Origin of the sequence: Vagococcus bubulae (genome assembly GCF_003950315.1) — a bacterium.
Lineage (GTDB): Bacteria > Bacillota > Bacilli > Lactobacillales > Vagococcaceae > Vagococcus > Vagococcus bubulae.
Window position 1 is genome coordinate 95,824 of sequence record NZ_NGJT01000007.1, and the last position, 19,200, is coordinate 115,023.

Sequence of the window (19,200 nt, forward strand, 5' to 3'; positions counted from 1 at the left end):
AATAAATAGTTTATTATGAAGTGTTTTTATTGTTATTTTATAAAAAATGTACACTTTATTTATAAAAACTCAGATTAAATGAAAAGAATTCTCATGCATGTTATGATAAGGGAGAGACTTTAGTTGTAGGAGGAATGCACATGGCAAAAGAAGAAGCAGTAAATAAAAAAAATGATGAACTAAAAAAACTGTCTAATCTAAGTGTTCGAGAGTTGATGATGGAGTTTCGAACCTCACCTGATGGACTTAGTTCTGAAGATGCCGAAAAACGGCTAGATGAATTTGGTGAAAATAAGGTGAATGTGCAAAAGCCCAAACCTTGGTACCGAGTGTTACTTGAGTCCTTTATGGATCCTTTTATCTATGTATTAGCAGCATTACTGGTTGTGTCAGCTTTGACAAAAGATTTTGAAGCCGTTCTTGTAATGAGTACAATGATACTGATTAGTGCATTTATTCGATTTGCGCAAGATTTTAAAGCTCAACAAGAATCTTTATCTTTACAAAATTTAGTGAAGCATACAAGTGCGGTGAAACGTGATGGTGAAATAAAGGAACGACCTATGGAAGATGTGGTTCCTGGTGATATAGTTTATTTATCAGCAGGTGATATGATACCAGCTGATGGCGTGTTGATTTGGACGAAAGACTTGTTTGTTAATCAGTCTTCACTAACGGGTGAATCCATGCCAGTTGAAAAATTTGAATCGGATAAAGTTGCAGTAGATGTTGATAAGGATACATCTGCAATTGATTTAAGTAATTTAGTTTTTATGGGAACGGATATTTTAAGTGGTCAAGGTGAAGTGATTATTCTACGAACAGGTCAAGAGACATTCTTTGGAGATATTGCTAAATCAGCTAGTACAGCTAGAGCATTGACTAGTTTTGATCGTGACTTAAATCGAATTAGTAAATTATTATTAAAAATGGTGACAGTATTGTTTCCTGTTGTCTTTTTGATTAATGGTATTTCAAAAGGAGACTGGACTCAGGCTTTCTTCTTTGCCATTGCAGTGGCAGTTGGATTGACGCCAGAAATGTTACCAATGATTGTAACAAGTAACTTGGCTAAGGGATCGCAAACACTGGCGAAGAAAAAAGTCATTGTTAAAGAGTTAAATGCCATTCAAAATTTAGGTTCGATGACTGTTCTTTGTACGGATAAAACAGGAACGATTACAGAAGACCGTGTTGTATTAGTGGAACATGTTAGTCCTCTGGGTGATTCAAATCAAAAAGTGTTAGATATGGCATATTTAAATTCTAACTATCAAACAGGTTGGAAAAATCTGATGGATCATGCCATTATTAATTATTATGAAACAAATCCAGATAAGATGATCACAGATAAAATAGAAAAAATTGATGAAATCCCTTTTGATTTTTCTAGACGACGTTTGACTGTAGCACTAAAAAGAGCAGGCCATCAATTGATGATTACTAAAGGGGCAGTTGAAGAGATGGCTGCTATATGTTCATATGTGGAAATTGATGATGATATTGTTCCGTTAACAGATGACTTAATTAAACAAATGTCAGATGTGAATAGACGGATGAACGAACAAGGGATGCGCGTCATCACAGTTGCATATAAACGAGATGTTCATGACACACCAACCTATGCTGTGAGTGATGAGTCAGATATGATTTTAGTAGGATTTGTTGGCTTTTTAGATCCGGCTAAACAATCAGCAGTTACTGCCATTTCTTCATTACACCAACATGGAGTTGATGTAAAAGTATTAACTGGAGATAATGAAATAGTCTCTAGAAAAGTATGTAGTGATGTTGGAATCGAAGTGAATAAATCTTATATTGGAACAGATATAGATGCTATGAGTGAAGATGAGTTAAAAGAAGCCGTGAAAGAAGTCCAATTGTTTGCTAAACTCAATCCTATGCAAAAGGCCCGTATTATTAATACATTAAAAGAACAAGGTGAAACAGTAGGGTTTATGGGTGATGGCATTAATGATGCACCAGCATTAAGAGCAGCAGATGTTGGGATTTCGGTTGATACAGCAGCGGATATTACAAAAGAAGCTAGTTCGATTATTTTGTTAGAAAAAAGTTTAGTCGTGTTAGAAGATGGGGTGCTCGAAGGACGTAAAGTATTTAAAAATATGATGAAGTATATCATGATTACGATTAGTTCAAACTTTGGGAATGTCTTTTCAGTTTTAGTAGCGAGTGCTTTTTTACCTTTCTTACCAATGCTATCAATTCAGTTATTAATACAGAATTTAGTCTATGATATTTCACAACTTGCTATGCCATGGGATAATGTTGATGAGGAACAAATTATGAGACCTGTTAAATTTGATATAAAAAATCTGTTACATTTTACATTATTCATTGGCCCTGTAAGTAGTATTTTTGATATTATAACGTTTGCTGTTATGTGGTTTGTGATAGGAGCTAATACAGTTGCTCAACAAAGTGTGTTTCAATCTGGTTGGTTTTTAGTTGGATTATTTACCCAAACACTGGTTGTTCATGTCATTCGTACAGAAAAAATTCCATTTATTCAAAGTATTGCTAGTCCACCGATGTTGATTATGAGTGCTTTAGCAGTTGGTTCAGGATTATTTATTATTTTATTTGAACCACTTAGACAAGCGTTCGATTTTGGTGAATTACCAAGTGAATATTGGATTTGGTTGATTATTATTAGTTTTTCTTACTTAATACTACAACAGTTAATCAAAAAGCTTTATATTAAAAAATACAACGAATGGGTATAAAGTGAAAAAACTCACTTTCTTCATAAAAAAACAATAATGTTTTCAAATAAAAAGAACTCTTTAATAAAAAGGGTTCTTTTTATTTTATTTACTTCGAAAGAGATAAACTCTTAATAAGGAGAGAGATAAAGTATATAAGATAGCGTTTTTACTCCATTTGATATATAACAGTTTTTCGGTAACACTAATACAGTTTTTGTTTTTTTTACATAGAATTTAAATTTGATAGATAAAAAAACTGATAAAGTGATATTTTTCACTATGTTTTCACAGCGTTATCCAATGCGGATTTTAAGCGAAAAAATTCGAGCGGATTGCTTGCAATGTGAATAAAGTCATGTTAAATTGAATTTGTCAAATTGAAAAAAAGTAATACAGTTTTTTTTCCTGTTTGAGAAACCAATATGATTACGTAAAAAAGAGAGGAATGTGTAACAATATGGCTAAGAAAAAAGTAAACCCACTTGATTTTGCAGCATTGATGGAAGACATTAACGCAGATTTTCCAACGATTCAAGTGTTAGATAAAGATGGTAAGGTTGTTGATAAAGAGTTATTACCAGATTTATCAGATGACGAATTAGTAGAATTAATGACAAGAATGGTATGGGCAAGAGTGTTAGACCAACGTTCAACTGCATTAAACCGTCAAGGACGTTTAGGATTCTACGCTCCAACAGCTGGTCAAGAAGCAAGTCAATTAGCAAGTCAATTTGCTATGGAAAAAGAAGATGTGTTATTACCAGGTTATCGTGATGTTCCACAATTAATTCAACATGGTTTACCACTTAGAGATGCATTTTTATGGTCAAGAGGACATGCAGCAGGTAGTGAATATGCTGAAAGTTTACAAGCTTTACCACCACAAATCATTATCGGTGCACAATATGTACAAGCAGCTGGTGTGGCTTTAGGTCTTAAAAAACGCAATAAACCAAACGTTGCATTTACTTATACAGGTGATGGCGGTTCTTCACAAGGGGACTTCTATGAAGGAATTAACTTTGCAGGAGCTTATAAAGCAAATGCTGTATTCTTTATTCAAAACAATGGCTATGCCATCTCAACACCACGTGAATTACAAACAGCAGCTAATACATTAGCTCAAAAAGGTATCGCAGCTGGTATTCCAAGTATTCAAGTAGATGGTATGGATGCATTAGCAGTATATAAAGTAACAAAAGCAGCTCGTGAATGGGCAGCAGCAGGAAACGGACCAGTCTTAATCGAAACATTAACATTCCGTTATGGTCCACATACATTATCAGGGGACGATCCAACAAGATATCGTTCTAAAGATGTAGAAGATGAATGGCATGAAAAAGATCCATTGACTCGTTTCAGAATTTACTTAACTGAAAAAGGACTATGGTCTGAAGAAAAAGAAGAACAAATTATCGAACAAACTAAAGAAGAAATCAAAACAGCGATTAAAGCAGCTGATGCAGCTCCAAAACAAAAAGTTTCAGATTTCTTGAAAAACATGTTTGAAGTAACACCTAAATTAATCCAAGAACAAATTGACACATTTGAAGCAAAGGAGTCGAACTAAATCATGGCACAAAAAACAATGATTCAAGCAATCACAGATGCTTTAGCAGTAGAACTTGAAGCAAATCAAGATGTATTAGTATTTGGTGAAGATGTTGGTAATAACGGTGGGGTATTCCGTGCTACTGAAGGATTACAAGAAAAATTTGGTGTGGATCGTGTATTCGATACACCATTAGCTGAGTCAGGTATCGGTGGTTTAGCATTCGGTTTAGCTTTAGAAAACTTCCGTCCAGTTGCAGAAATCCAATTCTTTGGTTTCGTATTTGAAGTGATGGATGAAATTATCGGACAAATGGCTCGTACTCGTTACCGTATGAGTGGTACTCGTAATATTCCAGTTACAATCCGTGCTCCATTTGGTGGTGGTGTTCATACACCTGAAATGCATGCCGATAACTTAGAAGGGTTAATCGCTCAATCACCAGGTGTACGTGTGGTTATTCCAAGTAATCCATATGATGCAAAAGGATTATTAATTTCAGCTATTCGTGACAACGATCCAGTTGTTTTCTTAGAACACATGAAATTATACCGTTCATTCCGTGAAGAAGTTCCAGAAGGTGCTTATACAGTTCCTTTAGATAAAGCAGCTGTAACACGAGAAGGAACTGATGTTTCAGTTATTACTTACGGTGCAATGGTTCGTGAAGCAATCAAAGCAGCAGAAGCATTAGAAAAAGATGGTATTTCTGTTGAAATCATTGACTTAAGAACAGTTGCCCCATTAGATGTGGACACAATTATTGCCTCTGTTGAAAAAACAGGACGTGTTGTAGTTGTTCAAGAAGCACAAAGACAAGCCGGAGTTGGCGCTCAAGTTGTTTCAGAAATTTCAGAAAGAGCGGTTCTTTCTTTAGAAGCACCAATCGGACGTGTGTCAGCACCTGATACAGTTTATCCATTTGGTCAAGCAGAAGGTGCATGGTTACCAAATGCATCAGATATCGAAGCAAAAGTAAGAGAAATTCATTCATTCTAATTAGTTGAAATTAACTGAATGCACAACAGAAGGAGAGAAAATAACAGATGGCTTTTAAATTTAAATTACCAGACATTGGTGAAGGTATAGCAGAAGGCGAAATCGTTAAATTGTTTGTTAAAGAGGGCGATACAATCAACGAAGACGATACATTACTAGAAGTACAAAATGATAAATCAGTAGAAGAAATTCCTTCTCCTGTAACAGGTAAAGTATTAAAAGTTCTTGTATCAGAAGGAACAGTAGCAAACGTTGGTGATGTGTTGGTAGAAATCGACGCACCAGGACACGAAGATGAAGAAGAAACAATCGCTCCTGCTGAAGAAGCAGCTGCACCAGCAGCAAGTGCTCCTGCAGCTAGCACAGGTGGCGTATTCCAATTCAAATTACCTGATATCGGTGAAGGTATAGCAGAAGGTGAAATCGTAAAATGGTTTGTTTCTGCTGGAGATACAATTAACGAAGACGATACATTACTAGAAGTACAAAATGACAAATCAGTAGAAGAAATTCCTTCTCCTGTAACAGGTAAAGTCGTTAACGTATTAGTACCAGAAGGAACAGTAGCAAACGTTGGTGATGTATTAGTAGAAATCGATGCACCAGGACATAACGATGCGCCTGCAAGTGCACCAGCTACTGAAGCACCAACAGCATCTACAGCTCCAACTACAAGTGCACCAGCATCAAGTGAGCCAACAGGTAAACCAAGTGCTCGTGTATTAGCAATGCCATCAGTACGTCAATATGCACGTGCAAAAGGTGTTGATATCACTTTAGTGACACCAACTGGTAAAGGTGGACGTGTGGTTAAATCTGATATTGATAACTTTGGTTCAGCTCCAGTAGCTCAATCAGTTGAAAAAGTTGCTGTATCTGAAGAAAAAGTTTCTGTTGCACCAGCTAAAGAAACTGCTAAACCAGCAGCACCATTTGTAGGTATGCCTGAAGTTGAAGTTCGTGAAAAAATGACTCCAACACGTAAAGCAATTGCTAAAGCAATGGTAAACAGCAAACATACTGCACCTCATGTAACATTACATGATGATGTTGAAGTATCTAAATTATGGGATCACCGTAAGAAATTTAAAGATGTTGCAGCAACAAGAAACACTAAATTAACTTTCTTACCATATGTTGTTAAAGCATTAACTGCAACTATGCAAAAATTCCCAACATTAAATGCATCAATTGATGACGCAACAAACGAAATTGTTTACAAACATTACTATAACATTGGTATTGCAACAGATACTGATCATGGTTTATATGTACCAAACGTTAAACAAGCTAACACTAAGAGCATGTTTGATATTGCAGATGAAATTAACGAAAAAGCTGCTTTAGCTATTGAAGGTAAATTAACTGCAGCTGATATGCGTGATGGTACTGTAACAATTAGTAACATTGGGTCTGTTGGTGGTGGCTGGTTTACACCGGTTATTAACTACCCAGAAGTTGCTATCTTAGGTGTTGGTACTATTACACAACAACCTGTTGTAAATGCAGATGGAGAAATTGTTGTTGGAAGAATGATGAAATTATCATTAAGCTTTGACCACCGTATCGTTGATGGAGCAACAGCACAAAAAGCAATGAACAATATTAAACGTTTATTAGCTGATCCAGAATTATTATTAATGGAAGGATAAGGTGAATAGTTAATGGTTGTAGGAGATTTCGCATTAGAATTAGATACAGTAGTAATTGGTGCAGGACCTGGTGGATATGTTGCCGCAATTCGTGCAGCACAAATGGGCCAAAAAGTAGCCATTATTGAAAAAGAATACATCGGCGGCGTTTGTTTAAACGTCGGATGTATTCCATCAAAAGCACTAATTAGTGCAGGACACAAATATCAAGAAGCAATGCATTCAGCTATCTTTGGCGTGACTGCTGACAATGTTTCACTTGATTTTTCTAAAACTCAAGAATGGAAAAACAACCAAGTAGTTGCAAAATTAACTGGTGGTGTTGAATTCTTACTTAAGAAAAACAAAGTAGAAATTATTCGCGGAGAAGCATTCTTTGTTGATGAAAAAACATTACGTGTTATCGATGGTGACCATGCACAAACTTATTCATTCAATCATGCTATCGTTGCAACAGGTAGCCGCCCAATCGAAATTAAAGGATTTAAATTTGGTGGACGTGTTATCGATTCAACTGGTGGATTAAACCTTACTGAAGTTCCTAAAAAATTAGTTATCGTCGGTGGTGGTGTTATCGGTGCTGAATTAGGTGGAGCTTATGCTAACCTTGGTGCTGAAGTAACTATCCTAGAAGGTTCTCCTCAAATTTTACCAACGTTTGAAAAAGACATGGTTAAACTTGTTGAAAAAGAATTCGACAATAAAGGTATCAAAGTTGTCACAAAAGCAATGGCTAAAGAAGCTGTTGACAATGGCGATAGCGTCACTGTCACTTATGAAGTTGATGGTAAAGAAGAAAAAGTTGAAGCTGATTACGTAATGGTAACTGTTGGTCGTCGTCCAAACACTGATGATTTAGGTTTAGAAATCTTAGGTGTTGAAATGACGGATCGTGGATTAGTAAAAGTGGATAACCAAGGACGCACTAACGTGAAAAGTATTTTCGCAATTGGTGACATCGTTCCTGGAGCTGCTCTTGCTCATAAAGCGAGCTACGAAGCTAAAATTGCTGCAGAAGCCATTGCTGGTGAACCAGTAGCAGTTGATTATCGTGCAATGCCAGCTGTAGCCTTTACAGATCCTGAATTGGCAACTGTTGGTATGACAGAAAAAGAAGCAAAAGAAGCTGGATTAAACGTGAAAGCATCTAAATTCTCATTAGGTGGAAATGGTCGTGCATTATCATTAAACCAAACTGAAGGATTTGTACGTTTAGTGACAACTAAAGAAGACAACGTAATTGTTGGTGGACAAGTTGCTGGTATTAGTGCGAGTGATATTATTGCAGAAATTGGTTTAGCTGTTGAAGCTGGAATGAATGCTGAAGATATCGCTTTAACTATCCATTCACATCCATCATTATCTGAAGCTGTTATGGATACAGCAGAATTAGCATTAGGTATGCCAATTCATATGTAATTAAATTTAAGCATTGTTTGTTCGGACGTATAAAGCATCTCTTTTTAGAGGTGCTTTTTTTATATTCTAAACGTGTATTATTTAAAAAGTTGTGATAAGATAATTTTTTGTGGAAAAGAATTTAGGGGAGGAAAATGTGTGTTACTTAGTATAAAAAAAGATGAATGGATTGGAAATACGCGTGGGGATATATTTGCAGGTTTAGTATCATCTGTTGCGATTTTACCTGAAGTCATAGGATTTGCTATTATTGCAGGTGTTCATCCGATGTCAGCATTATTTGCTTCAGCAACAACTCTTTTAGTTATTACATTAACTGGTGGTAGACCAGCCATGGTGTCAGCAGCAGCAGGATCGATGGCTCTCGTTATAGCGGGATTAGTTAATTCTCATGGCGTTAATTACATGATTGCAGCAACGATTTTAACTGGTGTATTTCAATTTATTTTAGGTTATTTAAATGTTCATAGATTGATGAAATATATTCCTAAAAGTGTCATGATAGGGTTTGTTAATGGGCTAGCTATTTCAATTTTTTTAGCTCAAACGCAACAATTACCCGAACAAAATATGTTAGGCTATGTGATGGTTATAGTCAGTATCCTAGCTATTTATTTACTACCAAAAGTGATTAAAGTTGTTCCACCAGCATTGATTATTATTACAGTCATGACTATTTTATCATTTGTATTTAAAGGAAATTTCTATACAGTGGGAGATTTGGGAGATATGTCATCACTCGATGTATCATTCGGCTTGCCACTAGTGCCAATGAATGTAGAAACATTGTGGATAATCTTACCAACAGCCATTTCATTAACGTTCATTGGATTAATGGAAACGTTATTGACGATTCCGATTGTGGATGAGATGACAAATTCAACAAGTGATAGTAAGCGTGAAGTAAAAGCACAAGGATTAGCCAATTTTATTACAGGATTATTTGGTGGTCAGGCAGGTTGTGCGATGATTGGACAAGCTGTTATAAATGTCAAATCAGGAGGTCGAACACGTTTATCTACCTTTGTGTCTGGGTGTACGTTGTTATTATTTATTTTTGTACTGGATTCATTGATGGTTGTTATTCCAACTGCTGCATTGATTGGTATTATGATTACAGTTGCGGCTGATACTTTTGATTGGAAAAGTTTGGAGCTAGTTAAATCATGGGAAATGCTTGAAAGTACTGTGATGGTTGTAACAGTTGCGATTATTGTTTATACAGGCAATTTAGCTATTGGTATTTTTAGTGGAGTGATACTGAATGCTTTACTGATATTATTGACAAAATTAAATAAAAAATAGTAAAAAGGCAATGATAACATTGTTTTTTTTATTATCATTTATTAATAATAGTCGAATGAGGTATAAAAAAACGCTATAATGAAATAAATAGATGATAGGAGGAATTTTTATGTCACATATGAGTCCTAATTTGGAAACGTTCTTAAATGAAGGATTGGAAAATCTGAAAGAAAAAGGATTGTATTCAACAATTGATGTAGTAGAAGGTGCGAATGGGCCAATTATAGAAATTGATGGGGAGAAAAAAATTAACCTGGCGTCAAATAACTATCTGGGATTTGCTACGCATCCAGAATTGATTCAAGCAGCTAATGAAGCAACAGAAAAATATGGTGTTGGAGCAGGGGCTGTTCGTACCATTAATGGAACGCTTGATATCCATCGTGAATTAGAAGAAAAAATTGCTAAGTTTAAAGGGACTGAAGCAGCAATCGCGTTCCAATCAGGATTTAATTGTAACATGGGAGCTATATCTGCCGTTATGACAAAAGAAGATGCGATTTTATCGGATGCACTGAATCATGCGTCTATTATTGATGGGTGCCGCTTATCTGGATCTAAGATTATTCGAGTAAATCATTCTGATATGGAAGATTTAGAGAAAAAAGCAAAAGAAGCCGTAGAAAGTGGTTTATATAAAAAAGTGATGTACATTACTGATGGTGTCTTTTCTATGGATGGTGATGTAGCCAAAATGCCAGAAATTATGGAAATCGCTGAAAAATATGGTTTGATTGTATACGTCGATGATGCACATGGTTCTGGTGTTTTAGGAAAAGGTGCTGGAACGGTGAAAGAGTTTGGTTTGTCAGATAAAGTTGATTTTCAAATGGGAACATTATCTAAAGCGATTGGTGTAGTTGGGGGATATGTAGCTGGTAGTCAACAATTGATTGATTGGTTAAAATCCCAAGCACGACCATTTTTATTCTCAACGTCACTGACTCCAGGTGCTAGTGCAGCAGTCATAAAAGCATTGGAATTAATGGAAAATGATCCATCTTATGTTGATACATTATGGGAAAATGCCAACTATTTTAAAGAAAAACTTCAAGCAATTGGTTATGATATTGGCAAGTCAGAAACACCTATCACGCCAGTTATCTTAGGAGATGAAAAACTAGCTCAAGAATTTGCTAAGCGACTGATTAACGAAGGGGTATATGTGAAACCAATTGTGTTTCCAACTGTCCCACTTGGTACTGGCCGTGTTAGAAATATGCCAACAGCAGCACATACAAAAGAGATGTTAGATGAGGCAGTAGCTATATATGAAAAAGTTGGGAAAGAAATGAAAATTATATGATTTTCACAATTAAATTCTTGACGAAAGACTAAAACCCTTGTATCATACTTTTTGGGCACTCTTGAAAGATAGAGGCAGATAGACATAAATTAAAGCTCCCTTATTCGAATGAATAGGGGGCTTTTCTTTGTTTTTTATAGAAGTATCTTCCCCAAGTAATACATATGAAAAGAGGCGAATGTTATGACAAAGTACATTTTTGTAACAGGTGGAGTAGTATCTTCAATCGGAAAAGGGATTGTAGCAGCATCATTAGGACGATTATTAAAAAATCGTGGATTGAATGTCACGATTCAAAAATTTGATCCCTATATTAACATTGATCCTGGAACAATGAGTCCTTACCAACATGGTGAAGTATTCGTCACTGAAGATGGGGCAGAAACAGATTTAGATTTGGGTCATTATGAGCGATTTATTGATATTAATTTAAATCAACACTCAAATGTGACCACAGGAAAAGTTTATTCTGAGGTAATCAGAAAAGAAAGAAAAGGAGAATACCTTGGTGCAACAGTCCAAGTGATTCCACATATTACCAACGAAATCAAAGAAAAAATGATGGCAGCAGCTGACACGAATGAGGCAGATGTGATTATTACTGAAGTTGGTGGAACAGTTGGAGATATTGAGTCCTTACCATTTTTAGAAGCATTGAGACAAATGAAGGCAGATGTGGGTAAAGATAATGTGTTATATATCCACACAACATTGATTCCTTATTTAAGAGCAGCAGGGGAAATGAAAACCAAACCAACACAACATAGTGTGAAAGAATTACGTAGTCTTGGGATCCAACCAGATATTTTAGTCGTTAGAACAGAAGAAGAAGTGCCACAAGAAATGAAACAAAAATTAGCTCAGTTTTGTGATGTGCCAGAAGAAGCAGTCATTGAATCAAGAGATGTGAAGACATTATATGATATTCCACTTAATTTAGAAGCACAAGGATTAGATGATATTGTGTGTGAGCATTTAGGTCTTGAAACGTCTAAAGCAGATATGGCAGAGTGGCAAGAGATGGCAAAACACGTGCTAAACTTAAAACACAAAACACGTATTGCATTAGTTGGTAAATATGTTGAATTACCAGATGCGTATCTATCAGTGGTTGAAGCTTTAAAACATGCAGGGTATGAACATGATACAAACATTGAAATTGAGTGGATACAATCAGAAAATGTCACGGCAGAAAATGTTTCTGATTACTTATCAACAGTAGATGGTGTCCTTGTTCCTGGTGGATTTGGTGATAGAGGGATTGAAGGGAAGATTGAAGCCATTCGTTATGCAAGAGAAAATAATATACCGTTTCTAGGTATTTGTTTGGGAATGCAAATGGCCTGTGTTGAGTTTGCAAGAAATGTCTTGATGCTTGAAGGAGCAGACTCAAAAGAAACGGCACCAGAAACACCTTATAATATTATTGATTTAATGTTAGATCAAGCAGGTGTAGAAGATATGGGAGGAACACTACGATTAGGAGCCTATCCATGTGAATTGAAGCCAGATACTAAAACTCGCGAATTGTACGATAATCAAGAGATGATTAGTGAACGCCATCGTCATCGTTATGAATTTAACAACGCATTCCGTGAATCATTTGAAGAAGCGGGAATGGTCTTTTCAGGCGTTTCGCCAGACAATCGTTTAGTTGAAATAGTTGAAATTCCAGAAAATGATTTCTTTGTTGCTTGCCAATTTCACCCAGAGTTCAAGTCACGTCCAAATAGAAGTCATCCGTTATTTAATGGATTTATTAGAGCAAGCTTAAATAACTAAATAGTTAACAAAAAACACATATTATCATGATATACTCGAGTTATAAAAAACAGGTATAACGAAGGGTGATATGATATGGAACGTGTTATAGTAACTGGTTGTTTAGGCCAAATTGGGACAGAATTAGTAGAAAGACTAAGAAAAGAATTAGGTACAGCCAATGTATTGGCAACAGATATCCGTATGCCAGAAGATAATCCAACTGTTGAGAATGGTGAATTTAAGGTACTAGATGTGCTAGATAAAGATCGTATGTTTAAACTAGCCTATGATTTTAAAGTAGATACTATGATTCATTTAGCGTCTCTTTTGTCTTCTGTTGCAGAAGACAGACCACAAGATGCTTGGTATATCAATATGACTGGATTAACAAATGCGTTAGAAGTTGCAAGAGAATTAGACTTGTTATTTTTTACCCCAAGTTCAATTGGTGCATTTGGTCCAGGGACACCTAAAATAGATACACCACAAGATACGATTCAACGACCAAAAACGATGTATGGTATTACAAAAGTTGCAGGTGAATTGTTGTGTGATTACTATTTTAATAAGTTTGGTGTCGATACTAGAGGAGTCAGATTTCCTGGACTTATTTCTTATGATACGTTACCTGGTGGTGGGACAACAGATTACGCTGTTGAAATTTATTATGAAGCCATAAAAAATAATCATTATGTTTGTCCGATAAAAGAAGGCACTTATATGGATATGATGTATATGCCAGATGCTATTGATGCGATTATGATGCTTTTGCAAGCAGATGGAAGTAAGCTAGTACATCGTAATGCATTTAATATTTCAGCTATGTCATTTTCACCAGAATTAATTGCTAAAAGTATAAAAAAATATCGCCCTGAATTTACAATGAGCTATGAAGTGAATCCAAAACTTCAAGCCATTGCTGATTCTTGGCCAAATAGTTTAGATTGTCACTGCGCTAAAGAAGAGTGGGGATTTAGCCCTAAATATGATTTAGACAAGATGACACAAGATATGTTAAAAAAATTAGAAGAAAAGTTATGTTAAGTGTTAAACATTGTTGGTAACAGTTTTACCATTTATCCTAACTTTTAAGGAGGAAAACCATGAGAAAGCTAGGATTTGATTCTCAAAAATACATCGAGGAACAATCAAAATTTATTTTAGAGCGTGTAAATAATTACGATAAATTATATTTAGAGTTTGGTGGAAAATTAATTGGAGATAAACATGCAAAACGTGTGTTACCAGGATTTGATGAAGACTCTAAAATTAAAATATTACAAAAATTAAAAGATAAAGCAGAAGTTATTATTTGCGTTTATGCAGGAGATATTGAGCGTAATAAAATTCGTGGTGATTATGGTATCACATATGACATGGATATTTTAAAATCGATTGACGAATTTAATGAATATGGTTTATCTGTCAATAGTGTGTTGATCACGCGTTACAGTGGCCAACCATCTACGAAAATTTTTATTAACAAATTAGAAAAGCGTAATATTAAAGTTTACACGCATGAAGCAATCGAAGGGTATCCTTATAATATTGATCAAATTGTGAGTGATGAGGGATTTGGTAAAAACCCATATATTCCAACAACAAAGCCAATTGTGGTCATTACAGCTCCAGGAGCAGGTAGTGGGAAATTAGCCACAAGTTTAAGTCAAATTTATCATGAAAACCGTTTAGGACGTGTGGCAGGCTATTCTAAATTTGAAACATTCCCTGTGTGGAATATTCCATTAAAACATCCATTAAACATTGCTTATGAAGCAGCAACAGTGGATTTAAAAGATGTGAATATGATGGATTCATTCCACTTTGAAGCATACGGAGAAGTGGCGGTTAATTATAATCGTGATTTAGAAACATTCCCAGTTATTAAGCGAATTATTGAAAGAATTACCAATAAAGAATCTGTCTTCAAATCACCAACAGATATGGGTGTTAACCGAGTTGGTTTTGGTATCATTGATGATGAGGTTGTAAAAGAAGCCTCAAAAGAAGAAATTATTCGTCGTTGTTTTGATACAGAGTGTTTTTATAAACGTGGTATGGTTGATGAAGATGTTGTAAATCGTATTCAATTGATTATGGAAGAGATGGAGCTTAAAAAAGAAGATCGTCTGTCAGTTATTCCTGCAAGAGAATATGCTGAAAACCTAAAAAAATTATCAACAGAAGAGGGTGTTAACCCAATTTCTGTCATGGCTTTTGAATTGCCAACTGGAGAAATTGTAACAGGACGCACGTCTGATTTAATGGATGCCTCAGCTGCGGCTATTTTGAATTCAATTAAACGTTTAGCTAATATTTCTGATGATATTTTATTATTGTCGCCAGTTATTTTAGAAACCATTCAGAAAATGAAAGTAGAAGAGTTAGGCAATAAAATGACGGCATTAAATGCAAATGAAGTTTTGATTGCTTTATCAATTAGTGCCGTAACTAATCCAACAGCCCAACTAGCTTATGAACAATTAGCTAATTTGGATGGTGTGGAAGCTCATTCAACAGTGATGTTAAATAAAGATGATGAACAAGTACTTAAAAAATTGGGTATGAATGTGACAAGTGACCCAGTCTTTTCATCAGAGAATTTATTTTATATCTAATAGCAATTGCTTGAAATAATAAGTAAACCTAGTTACACTATGTTCGTTAGGTTTACTTGTTGTTTTTTGAAAGGAGAAATGAAAAATGAGAGAAAATACAATGAAAAAATCATTGGTATCTGTTTCTTTAATTTTTATTGGAACATTATTAATTCTGACAGTCTCAAGAATGATTGCTGGAACAAATGGGTATGTATACTTTTTATTTCCACTAATTTGGTTTATGGGATTATTTTTTAGAGAGATTCAAACAAAAAAAGCGATGTTATCAAATCAATGGACTGAATTTAAACAAGCCAAATGGCGGAATATTTTATTTGTTATTTTGACGTTAGTGATTGTGTCAGTCGTCATTCAAATGACTAGACCTTTTTTTAATCAGTTTATCCCTAAAAATCCAGCTCATGGATATGATTATAGTATTGATACAGCTTTGGGACTTTTATTTTCATTGCTAGCAGGTCTACTAGATTTAGTTGTGGCATTTGTTGAAGAAGTGACTTACCGATATGAAGGAATGTATATCTACAAATCAAATAAAGGCTTATTAGCTGTTATGTTGATTGTTTCTAGTTTGTTATTTGGTTTTTCTCATTATTATAATTTTGGTGGAAGCTTTATCGCAAGTATTCCTTATGCGTGTGCTGGTTTAGTTTTTGGTGTGTTTTATTTACTAACTAAAAATATTTGGGTCCCAATTATTGCCCATTTATTATTTAATAGTACAGCAGTATTATCTAGTTTGTTTCTAATTATTGTTAAATTAATTAGTTAAGAAAGGTGTGAACACGATGCAAGATACATATCGTTTGATAGGTTTTGTTGCAGTGATGATTGGACTAGTTTTTGCAGTATTAGCTCAATCTTGGGTGAAAACTCGTTTATTTCTTTTTAGAGATACAAGTATGATAAAACAATATATCATTGGATTTATTTTTTTAATGATTGGTGCTTTCTTCTTCTATTTAAGTGGTACGTTCAATTAAATACTTAGAGTAGACGACTATATTTTATGGTCGTCTCTTTTTTTATCTTTTTTTCTAAACAATTGAGTTGTGAAAATGATTCTCATTTGCTATAATGATTTTAAGTTTAGGTTTACCTAAAAAAATATTAAATTATTCCAAAAATAGAAAAGGTGAAAGAAATGCAAGAAGAAGTATTAACCATGTCTTATGAGGGATTAGTGCAAGAACCTATAGACGTTAAACATATATCTGTATCTTATCAATCTAAAGTAGCATTAGAAGATATTAGTTTATCCATTGAACCAGGAAAAATCACTGGAATTATTGGTCCAAATGGGGCCGGAAAATCAACTTTTTTAAAAAGTGTGATTGGATTGATTAAAACAGATAGTGGAAATGTATCTATCGCAGGAGAATCTATTGATGTGATTAGAAAGCAGATTGCATATGTGGAACAACGAAGTGCCATTGACTTGACGTTTCCGATAAAAGTGGAGGAAACAGTGATGTTAGGAACTTATCCAAAATTAGGGTTGTTTCGTCGACCAAAAAAAGAAGATAAACAAAAGGTTCAAGAGTCTCTTGAAAAAGTCAAAATGGAAAATTTTTCCAAAAGACAAATCGGTAATTTATCTGGGGGACAATTACAACGAGTGTTTATTGCGAGAGCTTTAGCACAAGATGCAGATATTATCTTTTTAGATGAACCATTTGTTGGGATTGACATGGTAAGTGAAAAATTGATTGTTGAACTACTACAAGAATTAAGAGATGAAGGAAAAACGATTGTAATCGTGCACCATGATTTACATAAAACAAAAGAATACTTTGATAATTTAATTATTCTAAATAAAAAACTTATTGCAAGTGGGCCAGTATCAACAACATTTACGACATCTACCATTCAAAAAGCATACGGAGAAACAATGGGAGAAATCGTGATTAAGGGAGTGAATGATTAATGATACAACATTTTATTGAAGGATTAATTAAATATGATTTTCTACAAAATGCATTAATAACCTCAGTCATAGTGGGGATTGTCTCTGGTGTGATTGGTAGTTTTATTATTTTAAGAGGGATGTCATTAATGGGAGATGCCATTTCTCATGCGGTATTACCTGGTGTAGCAGTGTCTTATATGCTTGGTGGAAGTTATATGATTGGTGCATCCATATTTGGGATAATGGCAGCAGGATTGATTGGTTTTGTGACACAAAAAAGTAAATTAAAAAATGATACAGCTATCGGGATTGTCTTTAGTTCATTTTTCGCTTTAGGGATTATTTTAATCTCATTTGCCGAAAGCTCGACCGATTTATATCATATTCTATTTGGAAATGTATTAGCTGTTAGACCAAGTGATATGTACACAACATTAGCTGTTGCGGTTGCGGTCATTTTATTTGTGGTTTTATTTTATAAAGAATTATTAGTCAGCTCATTTGATCCAGTAATGGCACAAGCATACGGATTAAAAGTCCAAGTCATTCATTATGCACTCATGTTTTTCCTAACACTTGTGGCGGTGTCATCACTTCAAACAGTCGGCACTATTTTAGTAGTGGCAATGCTCGTGACACCTGCTGCAACAGCTTATCTGTTAACTGATAAGCTATCGACAATGATTGTCATTGCAAGTAGTTTAGGAGCAGTTAGTGCAGTGATTGGATTATTCTTTAGCTATTCCTATAACTTAGCTTCAGGAGCAACTATTGTTCTGACCACTGTTGTGTTTTTTATTATTGCGTTTATATTTTCACCAAAACAAGGGTTTATTATTAAAAGAAAAGAGGAAGTTGTCATTGAAGAAGTCTAGTCTTATTTTATCAAGTCTTATAGCAGGGTTAATGGTGTTCTTTTTAGCCGGCTGTTCAACAGGAAGTGCTTCTACAGAAAAAAATGTAGATAGCAATAAATTAAAAGTTGTTGCAACCAATTCGATTATTGCTGATATGGTTGAAAATGTTGGAGGAGAGCATGTTGACGTTCACAGTATTGTGTCTCGTGGAACAGACCCTCATGAGTATGAACCACTTCCAGAAGATATTTCTAAATCAACTGATGCTGATGTGATTTTTTATAATGGGTTGAATCTTGAGACTGGTGGAAATGGTTGGTTCTTAAAATTAATGCAAACAAGTAAGAAAAAAGAAAATGAAGATTACTTTGTTGTAAGTAAAAATGTTGAGCCAATGTATTTAACAAGTGAAGGTCAAGAAAGCGAACAAGATCCTCATGCTTGGTTATCATTAAAAAATGGGATTATCTATGTGAATAATATTAAAGATGTCCTAGTGGAAAAAGATGCGAAACACAAAGAAGATTATGAAAAAAATGCCAAAGCTTATACAGAAAAACTAGAAGCCTTACACAATGAAAATACCAGTCGTTTTGCGGATATTCCAAAAGATAAAAATCTACTTGTGACAAGTGAGGGTGCATTTAAATATTTCTCAAAAGCTTACGGGGTAAATGCAGCGTATATTTGGGAAATTAACACAGAAAATCAAGGAACACCAGATCAAATGAGTCAAATCATTGATAAGATTAAACAAACAAAAGTACCCAATCTATTCGTTGAACAAAGTGTGGATGCTCGCAGTATGGAGACTGTCTCACGAGAAACAGGGATTCCAATTTACGATACAATATTTACTGATTCATTAGCTAAAAAAGGTGAAACAGGAGATACTTATTATGATATGTTGAAATGGAATTTAGATACCATTCATGAAGGATTAATGAAATAACGAAAAACGAGGCTGACCCAAAAGTCTACCAAAAAAGAGTAAAAGGAACAAAATTATTTTTGATTTTGTTCCTTTTTTTGACGAAAAAAATAGCACTTTCCTTTATAATTAAGGTGTCTAACCAAATAAAAAGGA

The 19,200-nt window shown here is 34.7% G+C and carries 15 protein-coding genes; all 15 read left to right on the forward strand.

What is annotated here, in order from left to right; all coding sequences use genetic code 11:
* Positions 1 to 140: 140 nt before the first annotated feature.
* The 15 genes from mgtA to efaA all read left to right on the forward strand — a co-directional run bounded on the left by mgtA (position 141) and on the right by efaA (position 19,065).
* A complete protein-coding gene (gene mgtA / locus CBF36_RS05530; protein ID WP_125957330.1) occupies positions 141 to 2,747 on the forward strand; it encodes a magnesium-translocating P-type ATPase in 2,607 nt (868 codons plus the stop codon).
* Between the two features lie 439 nt (positions 2,748 to 3,186).
* Entirely contained in the window at positions 3,187 to 4,299 is a 1,113-nt protein-coding gene (gene pdhA / locus CBF36_RS05535) for a pyruvate dehydrogenase (acetyl-transferring) E1 component subunit alpha (RefSeq protein ID WP_125957331.1), read from the forward strand.
* A gap of 3 nt (positions 4,300 to 4,302) precedes the next feature.
* On the forward strand, positions 4,303 to 5,280 hold the full coding sequence (locus CBF36_RS05540) for an alpha-ketoacid dehydrogenase subunit beta (protein WP_125957333.1): 978 nt from the start codon (positions 4,303 to 4,305) through the stop codon (positions 5,278 to 5,280).
* A gap of 47 nt (positions 5,281 to 5,327) precedes the next feature.
* Complete coding sequence (locus CBF36_RS05545) at positions 5,328 to 6,932, forward strand: dihydrolipoyllysine-residue acetyltransferase (protein WP_125957335.1); 1,605 nt, start codon at positions 5,328 to 5,330, stop codon at positions 6,930 to 6,932.
* A 12-nt stretch (positions 6,933 to 6,944) separates the two neighbouring features.
* Positions 6,945 to 8,351 (forward strand): dihydrolipoyl dehydrogenase, encoded by a 1,407-nt coding sequence (lpdA, locus tag CBF36_RS05550; RefSeq protein ID WP_125957336.1) that lies wholly within the window; start codon positions 6,945 to 6,947, stop codon positions 8,349 to 8,351.
* A gap of 138 nt (positions 8,352 to 8,489) precedes the next feature.
* Complete coding sequence (locus tag CBF36_RS05555; protein WP_125957338.1) at positions 8,490 to 9,656, forward strand: SulP family inorganic anion transporter; 1,167 nt, start codon at positions 8,490 to 8,492, stop codon at positions 9,654 to 9,656.
* A gap of 118 nt (positions 9,657 to 9,774) precedes the next feature.
* Positions 9,775 to 10,962 carry a glycine C-acetyltransferase gene (locus tag CBF36_RS05560; protein ID WP_207854468.1) on the forward strand — a complete coding sequence of 396 codons (1,188 nt, stop codon included), beginning with the start codon at positions 9,775 to 9,777 and terminating at the stop codon, positions 10,960 to 10,962.
* 183 nt (positions 10,963 to 11,145) lie between these two features.
* Entirely contained in the window at positions 11,146 to 12,744 is a 1,599-nt protein-coding gene (locus tag CBF36_RS05565; RefSeq protein ID WP_125957341.1) for a CTP synthase, read from the forward strand.
* A 75-nt stretch (positions 12,745 to 12,819) separates the two neighbouring features.
* Positions 12,820 to 13,770, forward strand: coding sequence for an L-threonine 3-dehydrogenase (locus CBF36_RS05570; protein WP_125957342.1), 951 nt, complete (start codon positions 12,820 to 12,822; stop codon positions 13,768 to 13,770).
* 59 nt (positions 13,771 to 13,829) lie between these two features.
* Entirely contained in the window at positions 13,830 to 15,344 is a 1,515-nt protein-coding gene (locus CBF36_RS05575; protein WP_125957344.1) for a DUF1846 domain-containing protein, read from the forward strand.
* Positions 15,345 to 15,429: 85 nt separating this feature from the next.
* Positions 15,430 to 16,119, forward strand: coding sequence for a CPBP family intramembrane glutamic endopeptidase (locus tag CBF36_RS05580; protein WP_125957345.1), 690 nt, complete (start codon positions 15,430 to 15,432; stop codon positions 16,117 to 16,119).
* Between the two features lie 16 nt (positions 16,120 to 16,135).
* Positions 16,136 to 16,330, forward strand: a complete 195-nt coding sequence (locus tag CBF36_RS05585; protein ID WP_125957347.1) for a hypothetical protein — start codon at positions 16,136 to 16,138, stop codon at positions 16,328 to 16,330.
* Between the two features lie 161 nt (positions 16,331 to 16,491).
* A complete protein-coding gene (locus CBF36_RS05590; RefSeq protein ID WP_243637981.1) occupies positions 16,492 to 17,274 on the forward strand; it encodes a metal ABC transporter ATP-binding protein in 783 nt (260 codons plus the stop codon).
* Positions 17,274 to 18,131: a metal ABC transporter permease gene (locus tag CBF36_RS05595; RefSeq protein WP_125957348.1), complete on the forward strand. Its 858-nt coding sequence runs from the start codon at positions 17,274 to 17,276 to the stop codon at positions 18,129 to 18,131. Before CBF36_RS05590 ends, CBF36_RS05595 begins: the two co-directional genes overlap by 1 nt.
* Positions 18,118 to 19,065, forward strand: a complete 948-nt coding sequence (efaA, locus tag CBF36_RS05600) for an Mn/Fe ABC transporter substrate-binding lipoprotein EfaA (protein ID WP_270279649.1) — start codon at positions 18,118 to 18,120, stop codon at positions 19,063 to 19,065. The genes CBF36_RS05595 and efaA overlap by 14 nt, the downstream gene beginning before the upstream one ends.
* The last annotated feature ends 135 nt before the right edge of the window (positions 19,066 to 19,200 follow it).